The organism is Bacteroides mediterraneensis (assembly GCF_016900355.1).
Lineage (GTDB): Bacteria > Bacteroidota > Bacteroidia > Bacteroidales > Bacteroidaceae > Phocaeicola.
This window is the reverse complement of record NZ_JACJKA010000013.1, coordinates 50,475-69,613: the sequence shown is the minus strand read 5'-3', so window position 1 is coordinate 69,613 and position 19,139 is coordinate 50,475. Positions and strand designations below refer to the sequence as shown.

Sequence of the window (19,139 nt, the reverse complement as noted above, 5' to 3'; positions counted from 1 at the left end):
AGAAAACCCCTCAGAAAGCAGTCTCACCTCATATTATTTTTAAATAATAAACAGGTATTTGAAGTAAATAGTTTCCATATTAGGCGCAGAATGATTACCTTTGTGCCGTTTTGAACAATAAAAAACCTTCTTAATTCAGAAGCGACAAACAAATATGGTAAAAAAGACAAAAAACAATGAGATTCTGGTTGGCGCAGAAGGCAAGGACATCCCCATGATGGCAGAAATTGAAACGATTCCTGCGGAGGATACCAAGGAAGAAGACCTGGCCGGGGATTTGCCCGTCATGCCCTTGCGCAACCTAATGATATTCCCTGCTATCGTCATGCCGATCAATGTGGGACGGCAACCCACACTTAAACTGGTGAACCAGGCTCTTCAGACCAAGGAACCTATCGTCATTACCACCCAAAAGGTGGGCGAAACGGAGGCTCCCAAGCAAAAGGACCTGTTCCCTATTGCGGTCATCGGAAAAGTGCTCCGTGTATTTGAGATGCCGGGTGGAACCGTTACCGCCATCCTTCAGGCTACGGGTCCGAAGGTGAAATTGGAAGAAATTACCTCTACCCGTCCTTTCTTACGGGGAAAGGTGTCTGTCATCAAGGAGAACATGAAAGATGAGAAATCGGACGAGTTCAAGACCTTGATTGACACCTGCAAGGAGTTGACTAACAAGGTAATCGAACTTTCAGATGACCTTTCTCCGGACACTTCTTTTGCGTTGAAGAACCTGGACAACAATGAGGTGCTGGTCAACTTTATTTCGGGCAACTTCCCCTTCCCGATCAACGAGAAGTATGAGTTATTGCAGATGAACGACCTGAAATCACGTCTGTACCGGCTGATCCAGCTCCTGAACAAGCAGATTCAGCTGGCCACCCTGAAACAGAACATCCAGATGCGTACGCGCGAAGACCTGGACCGCCAGCAACGGGAATACTTCCTCCAGCAACAGATCAAGAACATCCAGGACGAATTGGGTAACGGACAGGACGATGAAATTGACGAACTCCAGAAGAAAAGCGAGACCATGCTTTGGAAACCCGAAGTGAAGGAAATCTTCGACCGTGAGCTCGCCAAGCTGGAACGCATCAACCCGCAATCGCCCGACTACAATGTGCAACTGACTTACCTGCAAACCCTACTTTCATTGCCGTGGGGAGTCTACACTACGGATGTGATTGACATTCCGAATGCCAAAAAGATTCTGGACAAGGAACACTATGGCCTGGAAAAGGTAAAAGAACGTATTTTGGAATACTTGGCCGTACTGAAGTTGAAAGGCGACCTGAAATCACCGATTATCTGCCTCTACGGTCCTCCGGGAGTCGGTAAGACTTCATTAGGACGTTCCATTGCCACAGCTCTGAAGCGGAAATACGTCCGTATGTCACTGGGTGGCGTACACGACGAAGCCGAAATACGCGGACACCGCAAGACGTACATCGGAGCCATGCCGGGACGTATCATCAAGAGCCTGATCAAGGCGGGAACTTCCAACCCGGTCATCATTCTCGATGAAATCGACAAGCTGAGCAACGACAATCACGGTGACCCGAGTTCGGCTATGCTGGAAGTTCTCGACCCGGAACAGAACAACTCGTTCCATGACAACTATGTGGACATCGACTACGACTTGTCGAACGTCATGTTCATCGCTACGGCCAACAACTTAGGTACCATCCCTACTCCGTTGCTCGACCGTATGGAACTGATCGAGGTGAGCGGCTACATCACCGAGGAGAAAATCGAGATTGCCCGCCGTCACCTGATTCCGAAGGAAATGGAAAAGAACGGCTTGAAGAAGGAGCACGTGAAGTTCTCCAAACCGGCCATCGAATATATCATCGAGAACTATACCCGTGAAAGCGGCGTGCGCGAGCTGGAAAAGAAAATCAGCAAGGTGATGCGAAAAATTGCCCTGGAAATCGCCAGCGGGGAATTTACCGAAACGCACGAACTGAAGCCGAAGGACATCGAGAAATTCCTCGGTCCGCAGGAATACTCCCGTGACAAGTACCAAGGCAATGAATATGCCGGCGTAGTGACCGGACTGGCCTGGACGGCGGTAGGCGGAGAAATCCTGTTCGTGGAAACCAGCCTGAGCCGCGGAAAGGGACAACTCACCTTGACCGGAAACTTAGGTGCGGTCATGAAAGAATCGGCTATGCTGGCACTGGAGTACCTGAAAGCACACAGCCATCTGCTTGACTTGCCGGAAGGTATCTTCGACAACTGGAACATCCATATCCACGTGCCGGAAGGAGCCATCCCGAAGGACGGCCCATCTGCCGGTATTACGATGGTCACCTCACTGGCTTCTGCCCTGACCCAGCGGAAAGTGAAAGCCAACCTGGCCATGACAGGCGAAATCACCCTGCGCGGAAAAGTATTGCCGGTAGGCGGTATCCGCGAAAAGATTCTGGCCGCCAAGCGTGCCGGCATCAAGGACATCATCTTGTGTGAGGAGAACCGCAAGGACATCAACGAAATCCAGCCGATGTACCTCACGGGCATGACCTTCCACTACGTGAAGGACATCAAGGAGGTGCTCCGCCTGGCCCTGACCGACGAGAAGGTGGCCGATGCCATTGATTTCACCGTGAAAGAAGACAAAGACAAGAACCCAGAAAACCCAGCACAATGAAGTTTGAGTTACAATATACGGATCCCAAATCGAATGCCCGCGCCGGTCTGATTACGACCGACCACGGGCAGATTGAGACCCCTATCTTTATGCCGGTCGGCACACTCGGCACGGTGAAGGGGGTGCATCTTCACGAACTGAAGAACGACATCAAGGCCCAGATTATCCTGGGAAACACCTACCACCTCTACCTACGTCCGGGACTCGACATCATTGAAGGGGCTGGAGGATTGCACAAGTTCAACGGTTTCGACCGCCCGATGTTGACCGATAGCGGGGGCTTCCAGGTCTTCTCCCTCTCCGGCATCCGGAAATTGCGCGAAGAAGGTGTGGAGTTCCGCTCGCACATCGACGGGTCGAAACATTTGTTCACGCCCGAACGGGTGATGGACATTGAACGCACCATCGGGGCTGACATCATCATGGCCTTCGATGAATGCGCACCCGGCACCTCCGACTATGACTATGCCAAGAAGTCGATGGAGCTCACGCATCGCTGGCTCGACCGTTGTTGTGCCCGTTTCAACGAGACGGAGCCCAAGTACGGCTACAACCAGTCGCTCTTCCCCATCGTGCAGGGATGTGTGTATCCCGACCTGCGCCGGCGCTCGGCGGAATACATCGCTTCGAAGAACGCCGACGGAAACGCCATCGGCGGACTGGCCGTGGGCGAACCGACGGAGAAGATGTACGAGATGATTGAGGTGGTCAACGAGATATTGCCCACCGACAAGCCCCGTTACCTGATGGGCGTGGGAACTCCGGTCAACATCCTGGAAGGCATCGAACGAGGAGTGGACATGTTCGATTGCGTGATGCCGACCCGCAACGGCCGAAACGGCATGCTCTTTACCAAAGACGGCATCATGAACATGCGCAACAAGAAATGGGAGAACGATTACTCCCCCATCGAAGCCGACGGCGCCTCTTACGTGGACACCATGTACAGCCGCGCTTACCTGCGCCACCTGTTCCATGCCCAGGAGCTGCTTGCCCTCCAGATTGCCTCCATCCACAACCTGGCCTTCTACCTCTGGCTCGTGGGCGAAGCCCGCAAGCACATCATCGCCGGCGACTTCTCTACCTGGAAACCGATGATGGTGAAACGTTTATCTACCCGATTGTAATTGTAGTTTGATATGAAGCACAATGTGGCCCAGCTGTTCCGTTTCTACCTGAAAGCAGGAAGGGAACAGCTGAAAAAATTAAAAGGAAACCCGTTCAAGAAGAAATGGCTGAAACGGCTCGACAGGTACATCATCGTGAAGTTCCTGGGCACCTATTTCTTTGCCATCGCACTGATTATCTCCATTGCCGTGGTGTTCGACATCAATGAAAACATTGACGCCTTCATCAACAACAAGGCGCCCCTCAAGGCCATCATCTTCGACTACTACCTGAACTTCATTCCTTACTACACCAACCTGTTCAGCCCGTTGTTCGTGTTCATCGCCGTGATTTTCTTCACGTCGAAGCTGGCGGAGAACTCTGAAATCATTGCCATGTTCTCCACGGGCATGAGCTTCAAGCGGCTCATGGTGCCTTACATGATTTCGGCGGCCGTCATCGCCCTCGTGACCTACGTGCTGAGCACGGAAGTCATCCCCACGGGAAGTGTGACGCGACTCAAGTTCGAGCAGGTGTACAAGAACAAGAAGAAGGTGGACTATGTGCGCAACATCCAGCTGGAGGTGGACACGGGAGTGATTGCCTACATGGAGCGCTACGAGGACTACAACAAAACGGCTTACCGCTTCTCGCTCGACAAGTTTGAAGACCACAAGCTGGTATCGCACCTCACGGCCCGCCGTATCACCTATGACACCACGGCCGTGCACCGATGGATTATCAAGGACTACATGATCCGCGAGATGAAGGGCATGCGCGAGACCATCACCCGCGGCGACCGGATGGACTCCATCATCAACATGGAACCGCAGGACTTCCTGATTACGCGAGGACAGCAGGAAACCATGACCAGTCCCCAGCTGCGGGAATACATTGACAAGCAGAAACAACGAGGGTTCGCCAACATCAAGGTGTTCGAAGTGGAATACTACCGGCGCATCGCCACCTCGTTTGCGGCCTTCATTCTGACGGTCATCGGGCTCTCGCTTTCGTCGCAGAAACGGAAAGGAGGTATGGGGCTCCACCTCGGTATCGGTATCGCCCTGAGCTTCTCCTACATCCTGTTCCAGAGCATTTCGTCGACCTTTGCCATCAACGGAAACGCGTCGCCCAACCTCGCGGTATGGATTCCGAACATCCTGTATCTGTTCATTGCAATTTACCTCTACCGCAAGGCACCGAAATAAGACAACGGAAATACACACACGAGTATTTCTTATATTACAACAAGAAAATGCATCCCAAAAGTCATCGTTACTTTCAGGATGCATTTTTATTTTGGGAAACTCAACCTTTTCAGATCAGGCATCCACAAAAATAAGTTTTCTCAAAACAGATTCGTTAAGATAAAAATCTTATGAGAAGAGCCTTAAAAGTAGAAAATCTCCTGCTTTAGTCTTTGCTTGAATTTATATGACTAAAAACAGGAGCTTCTTATTGGCGACCTATAAATTCAGCAGGTCTTTCCTTTTCCCTGTATTGAGACTCCTCATTACTTTTATTCAGTTTAAAATCTCGTTTCTATATCCTTCCGATATAGTCCGAGAATAACTGGGGAAACTTCTCACTTCAGGTACGTACGGAAGAACTGCTCAATCTTGTCGAAAGGAATCACGTCCATCCGGTCGTACAGGTCCACATGGCTGGCACCGGGGATGATGAGCAGCTCCTTGTTGTCGCCCTTGAGCTTCTTGAAGGCATCCTCGCTGAAGTAACGCGAATGGGCTTTCTCACCGTGAATCATCAGCACGGCACTGCGTATCTCATCGCTATAGCTCAGCAGGAGCATGTTCATGAACGAAAGGGCCGAGGTCTTGTTCCACCCGTTGTTGGAATTGAGCGAGCGCTTGTGGTAGCCGCGCGGGGTCTTGTAATACGCATGATAGTCTTTCACGAACTGGGGCGCGTCGGCGGGCAGCGGGTCCACCACTCCCCCGGCCTGCGCGTATGTACCGTTGCGGTAGTCTTCCGTGCGCTGGGCGTTGAGCTGTTTGCGCTGTTCATAGCGGGCATCGGCATCCATGGCGTCGAAATAGCCGTTGGCCGTGACGCGGCTCATGTCGTACATCGTGGAGGTCACCGTGGCCTTGATACGGGTATCGATGGCCGCCGCATTGAGGGCCATACCTCCCCATCCGCAGATGCCCAGGATACCGATACGGCCAGCATCCACCTGGTCGCAAGTGGACAGGAAGTCGACCGCCGCACAGAAGTCTTCCGTATTGATGTCGGGTGAAGCCACATAGCGTGGTTCGCCTCCGCTTTCACCCGTGTACGAAGGGTCGAAGGCGATGGTGAGGAAGCCCCGTTCGGCCAGTGTCATGGCATACAGCCCCGACGACTGCTCCTTCACGGCCCCGAACGGTCCGCTCACGGCGATGGCCGGCAACTTGCCTTCGGCCTCTTTGGGCACATACATATCCGCCGCCAGGGTGATGCCGTAGCGGTTCGTAAAGGTCACCTTGCGGTGGCTCACCTTCGGGCTCAAGGGAAACACCTTGTCCCATTCCTGCGTGAGATTCAAACTCTGTCTTTCCATTTTCACCTCCGTTTTTACATCCGGCGTTGAGGCGGGAAGGCTGCCCGTAGCCAGAAACCAGGCCGCCGATGCCACGCACAACGTCTTCCACATTTTATGATCCATTTTTACAAGTTTCTATGTTTCTACGGAGGCAAAGATAACACAAAAGCCCCACAGAGGCATTTCTGTGAGGCTCAAATTTCATTTCCGAAAGGCTCAGACTGGGAGCGGCGGCACCAGTGCCGTAGGCGGGATGCCATATTGCTTCTTGAAGGCCGTGGAGAAATGCGAGGGGTTCTTGAAGCCCACTTCGGCATAGACCTCCACCACTTTCCGGTGTTCCTCCTTTATCAGGCGGTAGGCCACTTCCAGTCGTTTGCGGATGAGCCATTTCTCGGGCGTCAGATCACTCACTTTCTTGAAATCGCGCTTGAAGGTGGCCAGGCTGCGTCCCGTGTAGTGCGCCAGCTCCTCGAGCGAGAACTCGTACATGTAGTTCCGGTTCATGAAGTCGAGGATGTCCATCTTCCACGGAGTACTGAAATCAAACAACACGGTCATGAAACAGCGGTCCGTGTGGAGCAAGGCCAGCAATCCTTCCTCCAGCTTCAGGCGCATCACGTCGTCCTGCGGCTTCACCTCGGGATTGAAGTAAGGGGTCATCGAGGCGAAAAGGCTCTCAATCTCGGCCGAAGGCGGTAGTTTCATCACACCGGGAGTGAATTTCTCCGTCTTCCCTGCCCGGTCTTTCTGAAGGGCGTATTTGCCGTACATCTCGCGCAGGAACGGACGGGTGAAGCATAGGTAGATGCCGCAATACTGCTCCCCGTGGCAGGTCTTCTTGTACATCGTCACCCGGTGGTCGCGTGGAATGAACACGCACTCTCCTTTTCCCACGTGCACCTGGCGGCTCCCGTCGTCGAGCACCATTTCGCCCGAAAGCACGTAGTTCATGGCATATTCGCGCGAGCGGTGCACGCAGGCGTCGGCATCGTCATAGAAGAAACTGAAAAATACGTTCTGGTAGTTAAAGATGACTTTCATGGGGTCGAATGAAACCGGTTGGGTGTCTGAATTCATGGCGGATAATGTTTAAAATATGACGAGGTGAAGATACAAAAAAACTCCTTTGCGCGTGGTTTACACACAAAGGAGTTTTCCGAAAAATGAACGAACCACCCCCGAAAGAGGGGTCCGCACACTTTTTTTATTTATTAGTAACCCAGTTCTTTTTCAAGGGCATTGTATTTTTCCTTATCCAGCTTCCAGTAGATGTTCAGCAGGTACTGACCCCACAACTGGCGGTTGTCCGGCTTCACTTCTTTGGCTTTTTCATAGAAAGGCTGAGCTTTCAGATACATTTCCTTGATTTTGCCTTCATTGGTAGCATACTTCGGATCGTCCATAGAAATCTTGGAGTTTTCTTCTACAAGTTCCTGAGCCGGGAAGAAGTAGCAATCGCCAATCTTGGAATAAGCTTCACCCACGAAGTCTTTTCCTTCTGAGATAATCTGGTTGAAAGTAGCGATGGCTCCATCGTAATCTTTCTTTTCATACTGAAGCACACCCTTTACATACAAGAAATAAGGAGTAGAGTTCTTGGCCAATACGGCATCCATCTGAGCCAGACCTTCGTCAATCTTACCTTTCTGGATGTAGTAGTCCATCAGGTTACCGATGAAGTATTCCTGAGCCGGGAATTTTTCTACACCTTCCTGGATAGTAGCCAGCCATTTGGTAGAGTCGGGAGTTTCACCCTTTCCGTAAGCTTCAGCCAGGCACATCAATGAACGGTAACCTTCTTCTTTGTGTTCCTTACCGATAGTAGCGTATTTGATAACGGCTGCATTGTCTTTCAAAGTGTTTGCGGCAAGTGCGGCATAGTTGGCAATCAACGGAACCAGCGTATCGTTCTTTACGGCTTTTTCGCTTTCGAACATCGGATTCTGCGGAGCATCTACATACAAGCCGAAGAATTTCAATGCGTTGGCATAGTTACCTGAATTATAAGCGTCAGAACCTGCGTTAGTCAACTGAGGACGAACCGTAGCCAAAGTCTTGGCCAGTTTCTTTCTCAGTTTCGGTTTCTTCAATTCACCACTCTTTACTTTAGCCTGTTCTACTTCGTCACATTTTGTGTAGTATTCAAACAGTTTAGCCAAGCTGTTGTACAATTTAGTGGTATCAGCCTTTCCACCCGGCAAATACAATTTCATGTTTTCATCGTCGTAGATAGACTTCTGGAAATCACCAGCCAGTTTCCAAGTTTCAGGGTCATTGGCCGTTGAAGGATCGGTCAAAGCCGGTTCAATGATTTCTGCTGCCTTTGCGGGATCGCTCTTGGCAGATTTTGCTTCCTTCACCACGCTTTCCTGAGCGGAAGCAGCGCATACGGTGAAGAACAAAGCTGCTGTAAATAAAACTTTTTTCATAAGGTTTGAATTTAGTAATACAAATATTCAAGTTAGTTTTTGTCGGAATTCTCGTCACCTTCCTCCTCCGCAGGCTGGATGGTTTCCCCGTCAACCGGCTGGATGTCCGATGGCTGGATGGTTTCCGTGCCTTCCGCTTCTTCCTCTTCCGTTTCAGAAGCTACCTTGCACACAGAACCAATCTGGTCGTTCCGTTTTTCCAAATCAATCAGGCGCACGCCTTGTGTGGCACGTCCCATGATACGCACATCGGCCACCTTCAAACGGATGGTAATGCCCGACTTGTTGATAATCATCAGGTCATTTTCGTCGGTTACCGACTTGATAGCTACCAGGTGTCCGGTCTTTTCAGTGATGTTCAGGGTCTTCACACCCTTTCCGCCACGGTTGGTCTTGCGGTAGTCCTCAATGTCGGAGCGCTTGCCGTATCCGTTTTCAGATACCACCATGATGGTTTCCGTTTCCGGATCTTTGATGCAAATCATTCCGATTACTTCATCAGTTCCATCCTCATCAAGCGTAATGCCGCGTACACCCGTAGCCGTACGTCCCATTTCGCGGACGGCACTTTCGTGGAAGCGGATGGCACGGCCGTTTCGGTTGGCAATCACGATTTCGTTGTTGCCGTTGGTCATGCGCACTTCAATCACGCGGTCATCTTCCCGGATGGTGATGGCGTTCACACCGTTCTGGCGCGGACGTGAGTACTGTTCCAGCAAGGTCTTCTTGATGACGCCGTTCTTCGTACAGAAGAGCACGTAGTGGCTATTGATGAAGGCCGTGTCGTTCAGGTTCTTCACGCGCAGGTAAGCCGTCACTACATCGTCGGCATCAATGTTCAACAGGTTCTGGATGGCACGTCCCTTGGAGGTCTTGTTGCCTTCCGGAATTTCATATACTTTCAGCCAGTAGCACTTGCCTTTCTGAGTGAAGAACAGAAGGGTATTGTGCATCGTAGCCGGATAAATATGCTCGATAAAGTCTTCATTGCGGGTTTCGCTGCCCTTTGAGCCTACCCCGCCACGGTTCTGTGCATGGAATTCAGAAAGCGGCGTACGCTTGATGTATCCCATGTGGGAGATGGTGATAACCATTTCATCGTCAGCATAGAAGTCTTCCGGATTGAATTCTTCCGAAGCATACACGATTTCCGAACGGCGGTCGTCACCGTATTTTTCTTTCACTTCAATCAGTTCGTCCTTGATGACCTTCTTGCAAAGTTCGTCGTTGCTCAGGATTTCCTCGAAGTAAGCAATCTGCTTCATCAAATCCTCGTATTCAGCATGGAGCTGGTCTTGCATCAGACCGGTGAGCTGGCGCAGACGCATTTCCACGATGGCGCGGGCTTGTACCTCGCTCAGGTTGAAGCGGGCCATCAGGTTGGTAATCGCCTCATTCGGGGTCTTGGCCGCACGGATGATGCGAATCACCTCATCGATGTTGTCGGAAGCGATAATCAGACCTTCCAGGATGTGGGCACGTTCCTTGGCCTTGCGCAGGTCGTAACGTGTACGGCGGATCACCACCTCGTGACGGTGTTCCACGAAATATTTGATCAGGTCCTTCAGGTTCAACAAACGCGGGCGGCCGTGAACCAAAGCCACGTTGTTCACACCGAATGAAGTCTGAAGCATGGTCATCTTATAAAGCTTGTTGAGCACCACGCTGGCATTGGCATCCCGCTTCACGTCGATGACGATACGCATACCCTCGCGGTCGGTTTCGTCGTTCACGTTCGAAATGCCGTCGATTTTCTTTTCGTTCGACAAGTCGGCGATGCTCTTGATGAGTTCGGCCTTGTTTACACCGTACGGTATCTCCGTCACCACAATCTTGTCGTGCGTAGGATGCGTTTCAATTTCAGCCTTCGCCCGCATGACGATACGTCCACGTCCGGTTTCATAGGCGTCGCGCACCCCGCTTATACCATATATATATCCTCCCGTCGGGAAGTCGGGTGCCTTGATGTATTGCATCAGGCCGTCCACATCTATGTCGTTGTTGTCAATGTAAGCCACACAAGCGTCAATCACCTCCCGCAGGTTGTGGGTCGGCATGTTGGTAGCCATACCTACGGCAATACCGGATGCTCCGTTCACCAGCAGGTTCGGGATACGGGTCGGCATGACGGTCGGTTCCTGCAACGTATCATCAAAATTATTGGTAAAGTCTACGGTCTCCTTGTAGAGGTCCTGCATCATTTCTTCCCCAATCTTCTTCAGGCGGGCCTCTGTATATCGCATGGCGGCGGCGCTATCTCCGTCGATAGAACCGAAGTTACCCTGACCGTCGACCAGCGGATAACGCATGGCCCAGTCTTGCGCCATTCTGACGAGGGCTCCATATACAGACGAGTCACCATGGGGATGGTATTTACCCAACACTTCACCCACGATTCTCGCGGCTTTTTTATACGGTTTGTCGGAGGTATTTCCCAGTTCCATCATTCCGTACAGAATACGGCGGTGAACCGGCTTGAATCCGTCTCTGACATCAGGGAGGGCGCGTGCCACGATTACTGACATGGAGTAATCAATGTACGACGACTTCATTTCCTCTTCGATGTTGATTTTTATAATTCTGTCTTGTTCTTGCATTTAACACATTATTAATTATACTTCCTTTTCAAGGCTTGTGAAAAACCATGCTAAAGTACGACTTTTAGCCGATATACAAAAACTTTTCCCCTAAAAAAAACGTACGACGCATCTTTGGGGAGGGGATACGACTCATGTGGCACACATTTTGTTAAATAGAGAAAAAGACTTCACTTGAAATCTTTATAATAATGTATATTTGCAATCTATTTTGACCTAATTTTGAGGAGACATATATGAATTTGATGAGCAACGAATTTACACAACAAGTGTCTGATATTGTCGTATATGGCAAGGAAGAAGCCAACCGCCTCCAGAACAGCCATATCGAACCAGAACATCTGCTACTGGGCATCATACGCGACGGAGAGTGTAAAGCGGCAGAGATTCTAAAGTCGTTCTATCTGGACTTGAAGGCCATCAAGAACGAACTGGAGACACAATTACGTGAAAAATCCATCCCCGGAAATTATTCTCAGGACATTTCTTTCAGCCCGGAAGCGTCAAAGATTCTGACACTGAGCCTGCTGGAAGCCAAACTGATGAATGAGAAGAAGGTGGACACACCCCATATTTTACTGGCAATTATGAGAGACAACCAAAATAACGCATCCAAAGTATTGGAAGAAAACGATGTGACGTACGCCAAAATCGCCGAACGCCTGCAACCGGAAGACATGATTCTCGACGGACTGGATTTCAATGACGACGAGGAAGACGAGGGCATCGGACGCCGGGACACTTCAGGCCGGAACGACGGCGGGACAAGTGCCCAAAACAATCGTCAGACCGCACAGGCCGCCCCTCCCAAGCATCTGGAAGGAGATACACCCAACTTGAACAAATTCGGAATCGACCTGACACAAGCGGCCAGAAGCGGGAAACTGGATCCGGTAGTAGGACGGGAAAAGGAAATTGAACGAATCGCACAGATTCTGAGCCGCCGGAAGAAAAACAACCCGATTCTGATTGGTGAACCGGGAGTGGGAAAATCAGCCATTGCGGAAGGACTGGCCTTGCGTATCCTTGAGAAAAAGGTATCACGCGCCTTGTTCGACAAGCGAATCGTTTCGCTCGACATGACCGCGGTAGTGGCCGGTACGAAATTCCGTGGAGAGTTTGAAGAGCGTATGCGTGCCATTCTGACAGAAGTCAAGAAGAATCCGGACGTCATCTTGTTTATCGACGAGATTCACACCATCGTGGGAGCCGGATCGGCGGCAGGCTCGATGGATGCGGCCAACATGCTGAAACCGGCACTGGCCCGTGGAGAAATACAATGTATCGGAGCTACCACACTCGACGAGTACCGGAAGAACATCGAAAAGGACGGAGCCTTGGAGCGTCGTTTCCAAAAAGTACTGGTGGAACCGACCACTCCCGAAGAGACACTCCAGATTCTCCGGAACATCAAGGACAAATACGAAGAACACCACAACGTGGTCTATACCGACGAGGCACTGGAGGCTTGCGTACGCTTGACCGACCGCTATGTGACCGACCGTTATTTCCCGGACAAGGCCATTGATGCATTGGACGAAGCGGGCTCCCGCATCCACCTGACCCACATTTCCGTGCCCAAGGAAATCGAAGAGCAGGAACGGCTGATTGAAGAAGCCCAGCAACATAAGAACGAGGCCATCCGCCTTCAGAACTTTGAACTGGCGGCCAGCTTCCGCGACCGGGAGAACCAGTACAACGAACAATTGGAACGCCTGAAAACGGAATGGCAAGAGAAGTTGAAAGACAACCGGGAAACGGTAGATGCTCGCCAGATTGAGGATGTGGTATCTATGATTTCCGGTGTGCCCGTACAACGTATGGCCCAGTCGGAAGGGGTTCGGTTGAAAGGCATGAAACAAGCCCTCTTATCCAAGGTCATCGGACAGGACAAGGCGGTCGATACCTTGGTGAGAAGCATCCAGCGGAGCCGTGTGGGCCTGAAAGACCCGAACAAACCGATTGGTACGTTCCTCTTCTTGGGACCGACGGGCGTGGGCAAGACACACCTGGCCAAGGAACTGGCCAAGAACCTGTTTGGTTCGACCGATGCCATTATCCGCATCGATATGAGCGAGTACATGGAGAAATTCACCGTGTCTCGTCTAGTAGGAGCTCCTCCGGGCTACGTGGGCTACGAAGAAGGCGGTCAGCTGACGGAAAAAGTACGCCGTCGTCCCTACTCCATCGTCTTGCTGGATGAGATTGAAAAGGCGCATCCCGACGTGTTCAACATGCTCCTTCAAGTAATGGACGAAGGCCGCTTGACGGATAGCTTAGGACGCACCGTCGACTTCAAGAACACGGTCATCATCCTGACGTCCAACATCGGTACCCGCCAGTTGAAGGAATTCGGCAAGGGCATCGGTTTCACGGCACAAACCAGTGAGAACGAGAAGGAACATGCCAATAGCGTCATCCGCAAGGCCTTAAACAAGTCGTTCGCGCCAGAATTCATCAACCGTCTGGATGAGATTGTGATGTTCGACCAACTGGACATCGACTCTTTGGAGAAAATCATCGACATTGAACTGAAGGGACTCTACGACCGCATCGAAGGTTGTGGCTATCGGCTCCTGCTCGACCCGGAAGCCAAACGCTTTGTGGCCGAAAAGGGTTACGACGTACAATTCGGTGCCCGTCCGTTGAAGCGTGCCATCCAGAATCACCTGGAAGACGGTTTGGCGGAACTCATCCTCAACGAGGAGCCGGAACCGGGCGACACCTTACACGTATCGCTCAATGCACAGGGCGACGGACTGGAGATGAAAGTGGAAAAAGCCACAAAGAAATAAACGGGATTCTCTGTCAGAATTTCGGAATACAGACAAAATGTCAGGTACGAACGTATCTGGCATTTTTTTTGTGAAAAGACCGGAGAAAAATTTTTATTCGACAATCATAAAAAATAAAATAAAGAGATATGCAAAAAGGTAATATCGGGGTTACAACAGAGAACATCTTCCCCATCATCAAGAAGTTTTTGTACAGTGATCATGAAATATTCCTCCGCGAGCTGGTTTCAAATGCCGTAGATGCCACTCAGAAATTGAAAACATTGGCGGCTACGGGTGAGTTCAAAGGAGAACTGGGCGATTTGACCGTCCGCGTCAAAGCCGACAAGGACAAAGGTACCATCACCATCAGCGATCGTGGTCTGGGTATGACGGCCGAGGAAATTGACAAATACATCAACCAGATTGCCTTCTCCGGTGCCAACGACTTCCTGGAGAAATATAAAGACGATGCCAACGCCATCATCGGTCACTTCGGTCTGGGATTCTATTCTGCCTTCATGGTCGCCAAGAAAGTGGAAATCATCACCCGTTCTTATAAGGACGATGCCAAGGCCATGAAATGGAGTTGCGACGGTAGTCCGGAGTTCACCCTCGAAGAAACGGAACGTAACGACCGGGGTACCGACATCATCCTGTATGTGGACGACGATTGCAAGGAATTCCTGGAAGACTCCCGTCTGCACGGCCTGCTGACCAAATATTGCCACTTCCTTCCGGTACCGGTAGCTTTCGGCAAGAAGAAAGAATGGAAAGACGGCAAGCAGGTAGAAACAGAAGAAGACAACATCATCAACGACACTTGTCCTATCTGGACCAAGAAACCGTCGGAATTGAAAGAAGAGGACTACAAGAAATTCTACCGTGACTTGTATCCGATGTCCGACGAACCGTTGTTCTGGATTCACTTGAACGTAGACTATCCGTTCAACCTGACCGGTGTACTTTACTTCCCGAAAATCAAGAGCAACATCGACTTGCAACGTAACAAAATCCAGTTGTATTGCAACCAAGTCTATGTTACTGACTCTGTAGAAGGTATCGTACCAGACTTCCTGACCCTGCTTCACGGTGTCATCGATTCACCGGATATTCCGTTGAACGTTTCTCGTTCTTACTTGCAGAGCGATTCGAACGTGAAGAAGATTTCGACTTACATCACCAAGAAGGTGGCCGACCGTTTGCAATCTATCTTCAAGAACGACCGGAAAGAATTTGAAGAGAAATGGGACGACTTGAAAATCTTCATCAACTACGGTATGCTGACGCAGGAAGACTTCTACGAAAAGGCTTCCAAGTTTGCCCTGTTCAAAGATACAGACAACAAATACTATACGTTCGAGGAATACCAGACCTTGATCAAGGATAGCCAGACCGACAAGGACGGCAACTTGATTTATCTGTATGCCAACAACGCCGACGAACAATATACCTACATTGATGCCGCCAAGAACAAGGGTTACAACGTGTTGTTGCTCGACGGCCAACTGGATGTACCGATGATCAACATGCTGGAACAGAAGTTCGAGAAGAGCCACTTCACCCGTGTGGACAGTGACATCATCGACCGCCTGATTGTGAAGGAAGAACAGAATGGCGAAGAACTTCCGCAAGACAAGCAGGAAGTGCTCAGCACCTTGTTCAAAGGCCAGATGCCGAAGGTGAAGAAGACCGAGTTCCACGTAGAGGCACACGCCTTAGGCGAAAGCGCGGCTCCGATTGTCATCACACAGGCCGAATACATGCGCCGTATGAAGGATATGGCCAGCATCCAGCCGGGTATGAGTTTCTATGGCGAGATGCCGGATATGTTCAACTTGGTACTGAATACCGACCATCGTCTGATCAAACAGGTATTGAGCGAAGCAGAAAGCGCTTGTGCCGAGAAACTGGTACCGGTAGAGTCTGAACTTGCCATGCTGACTTTGCGCCGTAACGAATTGCACAAGGCACAGGAAGGCAAGAAGGACGAAGAAATTCCGACCACGGAGAAAGACGAGCTGAAGGATGTAGAAAAGAAAATCGATGCCCAGAAAGCTGAAAAGGAAAACATCCTCAACGGCTATGCCGCCGACAACAAAGTGGTTCACCAGCTCATCGACCTGGCCCTGTTACAGAACAACATGTTGAAAGGGGAAGCCTTGACCAACTTCGTGAAACGAAGCGTAGAAATGATTTAATTAACCCTTTAAAATAAGGAAAGCCATTCCTGCAAGCCCGCAGGGATGGCTTTTTTTGTGCCTTTTATAGCCTCGGATAGAAGATAATTTGTACATTTGCAAAGATATCACGCTAACAAACGACCATGGAAAACAAAACTGAATTGATATTAATCCGTATCAGCGGAGTGGACAGACCGGGGCTAACCGCATCAATAACCGCAATCTTATCGAAATATCAGGTAGATATTATGGACATCGGACAGGCCGATATTCACAGTACTTTGTCACTGGGTATCCTCTTTAAAAGCGCTGAAAAAGATTCGGGAAATATCATGAAGGAGTTGCTTTTCAAGGCATCAGACTTGGGTATCAACATCCGTTTCTACCCCATCAGTGCAGAAGAGTATGAAACATGGGTCAGCCTGCAAGGAAAAAACCGCTACATTCTGACCCTGCTTGGACGGAAGTTGACCGCCGAACAGATAGCCGGTGCTACCCGCATCCTCGCCGACCAAGAGTTGAATATCGATGGCATCCACCGGTTGACTGGCCGTATTCCGCTCGACGAAAAAAAGGCCAATGTGCGAGCCTGTATCGAATTCTCGGTCAGAGGCACTCCGAAAGACCGTGAGGCCCTGCAACGCGAGTTGATGAAGTTAAGCGCCTCGCTGGGCATGGATTTCTCGTTCCAGCAAGACAACATGTATCGCCGCATGCGAAGACTCATCTGCTTCGATATGGATTCTACCCTGATTGAAACGGAAGTCATCGACGAACTGGCCATGCGTGCCGGCGTGGGCGACCAGGTGAAAGCCATCACCGAAAGAGCCATGCGCGGAGAAATCGACTTCTGCGAAAGCTTCAAGGAACGGGTGGCTCTACTCAAAGGGTTGGATGAAAGCGTGATGCGCGACATCGCCGAACATCTCCCCATTACAGAAGGAGTGGAACGCCTGATGTACGTGCTCAAACGTTACGGGTACAAGATTGCCATCCTGTCGGGAGGATTCACCTACTTCGGCAATTACCTGAAAGAGAAGTTCGGCATCGACTACGTCTATGCCAACCAGCTGGAAATCGTGGACGGAAAACTGACCGGACGTTATCTGGGCGATATCGTCGACGGCAAGCGGAAAGCCGAACTCCTGCAATTGCTGGCACAGGTGGAGAAAGTGGACATCGCACAGACCATCGCCGTGGGTGACGGAGCCAACGACCTTCCGATGCTCTCCATAGCCGGATTGGGAATCGCCTTCCACGCCAAACCGAAAGTAGTGGCCAACGCCCAGCAGTCCATCAACACCATCGGCATTGACGGAGTGCTCTACTTCCTGGGATTCAAGGATTCTTACCTCGATGAACGGGGAAAATTATAATGAAAAGTATAAAACCAAGATATGAAGTTTTCAGAACTGAACTTAGAAGATAGCGTCCTCGATGCATTGGACGCCATGAATTTCCAGGAATGTACGCCCGTGCAGGAGCATACCATTCCGGTCATCCTGGAAGGAAAAGACCTGATTGGCGTGGCCCAGACAGGTACGGGAAAAACAGCCGCCTATCTGCTCCCGGTGTTGAACCAGTTGAGCAAGGGAGGTTACCCGGAAGATGCCATCAATTGTATCATCATGTCGCCTACCCGCGAACTGGCCATGCAGATTGACCAGCAGATGGAGGGCTTTTCGTATTTCATGCCCGTTTCAAGCGTAGCGGTATACGGAGGAAACGACGGTATCCGTTTTGAACAGGAGAAAAAGGGACTGACCCTGGGAGCCGACGTAGTCATCGCCACTCCCGGCCGACTCATTAGTCACCTGAGCCTGGGATACGTGGATTTGTCAAGAGTATCGTTCTTCATCCTCGACGAGGCCGACCGCATGCTCGACATGGGATTTGCGGAAGACATCATGCAGATTGTCAAATATCTGCCCAAGGAACGGCAGACCATCATGTTCTCGGCCACCATGCCGGCCAAAATCCAACAACTGGCCAAAACCATCCTTCACGACCCGGTGGAAGTCAAACTGGCGGTATCGAAACCGGCAGACAAGATTATCCAAGCAGCCTACATCTGCTACGAGGCACAGAAACTGGGTATTATCCAGTCGCTCTTCCAGTCACAGGAACCGGAGCGCGTGATTATCTTTGCTTCTTCCAAACTAAAAGTGAAAGAAGTAACCAAGGCCCTGAAACGAATGAAGCTGAACGTAGGCGAAATGCACTCCGATTTGGAACAGAGCCAGCGAGAAGAAATCATGCACGAGTTCCGCAACCGCCGCATTGACATCCTGGTAGCCACCGACATTGTGGCTCGCGGTATCGACATCGACGACATCCGCCTGGTCATCAACTACGACGTGCCGCACGACAGCGAGGACTATGTACACCGCATCGGACGTACGGCCCGCGCCAACAACGACGGATGTGCCATCACGTTTGTGAGTGAAACGGAACAGACCCGCTTCAAACAGATTGAGAATTTCCTGGGAAAAGATATTTACAAGCTCCCCTTGCCCGAAGAAGTGGGCGAAGGTCCGGCTTACGCTCCCCGCACTTCCAAGAAAAGCGGAGGCAACAAGCAGGTCAAGAATTTCTCCCGCAACAAAAAAGGCGGATGGAAGAAAAAGGGAGGCAACCAACCGAAAAAACAAGGTGAACGAACAGTGAAGAATTAAATCCATCCGTACGTGTTCTTCTACTAAAAGCCCGGATAAGTGCCATGCAAATAAGGTCAGGTATTTATCCGGGCTTTTTTGTCGGGCAGAGCAGCTTCAGAAAAAAATCCCTCATCCGGTTTTCTTCTGTTCACGGAAATTCCTTCCACCGTACACCCCATTTCGTTACCGATTTTTCAAGA

The 19,139-nt window shown here is 50.6% G+C and carries 11 protein-coding genes; 7 read left to right on the top strand and 4 right to left on the bottom strand.

What is annotated here, in order from left to right:
* Positions 1–154 precede the first annotated feature (154 nt).
* From lon to H6A28_RS08535, 3 genes are read left to right on the top strand one after another with little or no spacing between them, the layout of a single operon-like run.
* Positions 155–2,647: an endopeptidase La gene (lon, locus tag H6A28_RS08545; RefSeq protein ID WP_204479804.1), complete on the top strand. Its 2,493-nt coding sequence runs from the start codon at positions 155–157 to the stop codon at positions 2,645–2,647.
* The gene (tgt, locus tag H6A28_RS08540; protein ID WP_204479802.1) at positions 2,644–3,774 is read left to right on the top strand and encodes a tRNA guanosine(34) transglycosylase Tgt; all 1,131 of its coding nucleotides are present in this window, start codon (positions 2,644–2,646) and stop codon (positions 3,772–3,774) included. The genes lon and tgt overlap by 4 nt, the downstream gene beginning before the upstream one ends.
* 12 nt (positions 3,775–3,786) lie before the next feature.
* Complete coding sequence (locus H6A28_RS08535) at positions 3,787–4,962, top strand: LptF/LptG family permease (protein ID WP_239465313.1); 1,176 nt, start codon at positions 3,787–3,789, stop codon at positions 4,960–4,962.
* Positions 4,963–5,339: 377 nt separating this feature from the next.
* Here H6A28_RS08535 and H6A28_RS08530 read toward each other — a convergent pair whose 3' ends face one another.
* From H6A28_RS08530 to gyrA, 4 genes are all read right to left on the bottom strand, one after another.
* Entirely contained in the window at positions 5,340–6,407 is a 1,068-nt protein-coding gene (locus H6A28_RS08530; RefSeq protein ID WP_204479800.1) for an alpha/beta hydrolase, read from the bottom strand.
* Positions 6,408–6,512: 105 nt separating this feature from the next.
* Positions 6,513–7,340: an AraC family transcriptional regulator gene (locus H6A28_RS08525; RefSeq protein ID WP_204479818.1), complete on the bottom strand. Its 828-nt coding sequence runs from the start codon at positions 7,338–7,340 to the stop codon at positions 6,513–6,515.
* A 170-nt stretch (positions 7,341–7,510) separates the two neighbouring features.
* Positions 7,511–8,728 (bottom strand): tetratricopeptide repeat protein, encoded by a 1,218-nt coding sequence (locus H6A28_RS08520; RefSeq protein WP_204479798.1) that lies wholly within the window; start codon positions 8,726–8,728, stop codon positions 7,511–7,513.
* 32 nt (positions 8,729–8,760) lie between these two features.
* Positions 8,761–11,325 carry a DNA gyrase subunit A gene (gene gyrA, locus H6A28_RS08515; RefSeq protein WP_204473866.1) on the bottom strand — a complete coding sequence of 855 codons (2,565 nt, stop codon included), beginning with the start codon at positions 11,323–11,325 and terminating at the stop codon, positions 8,761–8,763.
* A gap of 245 nt (positions 11,326–11,570) precedes the next feature.
* Here gyrA and H6A28_RS08510 point away from each other — a divergent pair, with 245 nt between their 5' ends.
* From H6A28_RS08510 to H6A28_RS08495, 4 genes are all read left to right on the top strand, one after another.
* Positions 11,571–14,120 (top strand): ATP-dependent Clp protease ATP-binding subunit, encoded by a 2,550-nt coding sequence (locus H6A28_RS08510; RefSeq protein WP_204479797.1) that lies wholly within the window; start codon positions 11,571–11,573, stop codon positions 14,118–14,120.
* Positions 14,121–14,248: 128 nt separating this feature from the next.
* Complete coding sequence (gene htpG, locus H6A28_RS08505; protein ID WP_204479795.1) at positions 14,249–16,300, top strand: molecular chaperone HtpG; 2,052 nt, start codon at positions 14,249–14,251, stop codon at positions 16,298–16,300.
* A gap of 125 nt (positions 16,301–16,425) precedes the next feature.
* Positions 16,426–17,658, top strand: a complete 1,233-nt coding sequence (gene serB, locus H6A28_RS08500; RefSeq protein WP_204473872.1) for a phosphoserine phosphatase SerB — start codon at positions 16,426–16,428, stop codon at positions 17,656–17,658.
* Between the two features lie 21 nt (positions 17,659–17,679).
* Positions 17,680–18,957, top strand: a complete 1,278-nt coding sequence (locus H6A28_RS08495) for a DEAD/DEAH box helicase (RefSeq protein ID WP_204479793.1) — start codon at positions 17,680–17,682, stop codon at positions 18,955–18,957.
* The last annotated feature ends 182 nt before the right edge of the window (positions 18,958–19,139 follow it).